Source organism: Micromonospora sp. MH33 (assembly GCF_003013775.1).
GTDB classification, from domain to species: domain Bacteria; phylum Actinomycetota; class Actinomycetes; order Mycobacteriales; family Micromonosporaceae; genus Micromonospora; species Micromonospora fulviviridis.
The window spans coordinates 1-2,290 of the sequence record NZ_MUYZ01000548.1 but is presented as its reverse complement, the minus strand read 5'-3'; the positions used below and the strand labels follow the sequence as shown (position 1 = coordinate 2,290).

Below are 2,290 nucleotides of genomic sequence, written 5' to 3'. Positions count from 1 at the left end.
CCGGCCGGTTGGGAGCCGCTGGAGCCCGGCGACCACGAGTCGCGGCGCCGGTTCCTGCGCGGCGTGGGCCTGCTGGCCGGTACGGCGGCGGTGGCGGGGTTCGGCGGGCACTGGCTGGCCGGCCAGCGGGGCGTCTCGGCGGCCCGGCAGGCGGTGAAGCTGCCCGCTCCGGTGGCACCCGCCCCGCCGGTGCCGGCCGGCGCGGACCTGTCGCTGACCCGGCTCGCCCCCTTCGTCACCCCGAACCGGGAGTTCTACCGGATCGACACCGCGCTGGTGGTGCCGCAGGTGGACCCGGCGACCTGGCGGCTGCGCATCCACGGCCGGGTCCGCAACCCGATCGAGTTGAGCTTCGACGACCTGCTCGCCCGGCCGATGGTCGAGCGCTACGTGACCCTGGCCTGCGTCTCCAACGAGGTGGGCGGGGACCTCGTCGGCAACGCCCGCTGGCTGGGCGTGCCGATCCGGGAACTGCTGGACGAGGCCCAGCCGGAGGAGGGCGCGGACCAGGTGGTCGGCCGCTCGGTCGACGGCTGGACCTGCGGCACCCCTACGGCGGTGCTGCGGGACGGGCGGGACGCGCTGCTCGCCGTCGGGATGAACGGTGAGCCGCTGCCGGTCGAGCACGGCTTCCCGGTGCGGATGGTGGTGCCCGGCCTCTACGGGTACGTCTCGGCGTGCAAGTGGGTGACCGAGCTGGAGCTGACCAGCTTCGCGGACTTCGACGCGTACTGGGTGCCGCGCGGGTGGTCGGCGCAGGGGCCGATCAAGACGCAGTCGCGGATCGACACGCCGCGCCCGCGCAACCGGCTGACCGTCGGCCCGGTCACGGTCGCCGGGGTGGCCTGGGCCCAGCACCGCGGTATCCGCAGGGTCGAGGTACGCGTGGACGACGGCCCCTGGCAGGAGGCGACGCTGGCCCCGACGGCCTCGGTGGACACCTGGGTGCAGTGGTCGTGGCGCTGGGCCGCCGGCCCGGGCGAGCACACCCTCCAGGTCCGGGCCACCGACGCCGGCGGGGAGACCCAGCCGGAGCAGCGGCGCCCGGTCGCGCCCGACGGCGCCACCGGCTGGCACACCGTCAAGGTGACGGTGGGCTGAGGTCGGGGCCGGACACGACGCCGCGCCCGGGGGGTCCGGGCGCGGCGTCGGGTGGTCTGTGCGGAACCGGTCAGGCGACCTTGCGCTGATCCGGGACGGCGGACTTGTGCGGCCGGCCCAGGCGGGCCTCCAGCCGGGCGACGTCCACCCGGGACTGCCGGCGGTCGGCCAGGTCCTCCCAACCGAGGGCGAGCAGCCGCAGCCGCTCCGACTCGCTGAACCCGCCCCACACGCCGTACGGCTCTCGGACCGAGAGGGCGTGCGCGGCGCACTCGGCGCGCACCGGGCAGGCGCGGCAGACGGCCTTGGCGCCGGACTCCCGGCGCAACCGCGACGAGCCGCGCTCGCCGTCGGGGTGGAAGAACTGCGCGCTGTCCCGCCCACGGCAGGCACCGAGCCGCTGCCAGTCCCACAGGTCGACAATGGGTCCGGGCAGTCTGCGTACGTTCGACATCAGCACCCCTCCTCCCGCGCGGCACCGCGGAAATCCTCGTGGCCAGCTCCTGCCGGGCGGCGGTCCGCGCGGGACACCGGTTCCGGACTGACCCCTCGGTACCCGGGCTCTCCCGCGCTCACACATGTGTGATCGAAAAGCTCGGACAGTTGGCGGCATATGCCCCATCTGCCGGAAAAGTTCGGATGATTGCCCGGAACCTCCTCCCGAGCACACCCCGTCGTGGTCTGCTCTGAGGCGGAGAGGAGACCACTGTGCGTAGCGTTCTCGTGTGCGTTCGGACACCACTCGCAGCCCAGCATTTGACCTCCGCGGCGGCGCGGCTCGGGCTGGCCGGCGTGCTCCGGACCGCCGTCTCCGATCCCGAGGTGATGCTGCGGCTCGCCGAGCGCCCGGTCGACGTGGTGCTCGCCGACACCGCCCTCACCCGACCGGACAGCGCCGGCTTCGTCCGCCGGGTGCTCGCCCGCGCCCCGCAGGCCGCGGTGCTGCTGCTCGGCGCCGAGGAGTCCGAGGCGGCCGCCGCCACCATCAGCGCCGGGGCGCGTGGCCTCATCCAGAACGCCGACCACGACCTGACCAGCGCGGTCGCGAAGGCGCTGCTGCTGCTCTCCGCCCCCGGGCGCACGAACCGGCACCGGGTCACCGACCCGGCCCGGGACGCCGCGGCGGTCGGCGGACCGGCCCGGTCGGCCCCGCCAGGGCGTACCCCGGCCGGGACGGCGTGGCCGGCGG

Annotated in this window: 2 protein-coding genes and 1 pseudogene; 2 read left to right on the top strand and 1 reads right to left on the bottom strand. The window is 75.5% G+C overall.

Translation table 11 applies throughout. The features are described 5' to 3' along the window. Nucleotides 1-1,101, top strand: a 1,101-nt coding sequence (locus B0E53_RS35625) for a molybdopterin-dependent oxidoreductase (protein ID WP_146167944.1), incomplete at its 5' end; no start/stop codon positions are given. Between the two features lie 70 nt (nucleotides 1,102-1,171). On the opposite strand, the gene B0E53_RS35620 is transcribed toward B0E53_RS35625, so the two are convergent. After that, on the bottom strand, nucleotides 1,172-1,555 hold the full coding sequence (locus B0E53_RS35620) for a WhiB family transcriptional regulator (RefSeq protein WP_107079839.1): 384 nt from the start codon (nucleotides 1,553-1,555) through the stop codon (nucleotides 1,172-1,174). 254 nt (nucleotides 1,556-1,809) lie between these two features. Between B0E53_RS35620 and B0E53_RS35615 the strand changes: the two are divergent. After that, a pseudogene (locus B0E53_RS35615) lies at nucleotides 1,810-2,290 on the top strand (helix-turn-helix transcriptional regulator); the annotation flags it as partial.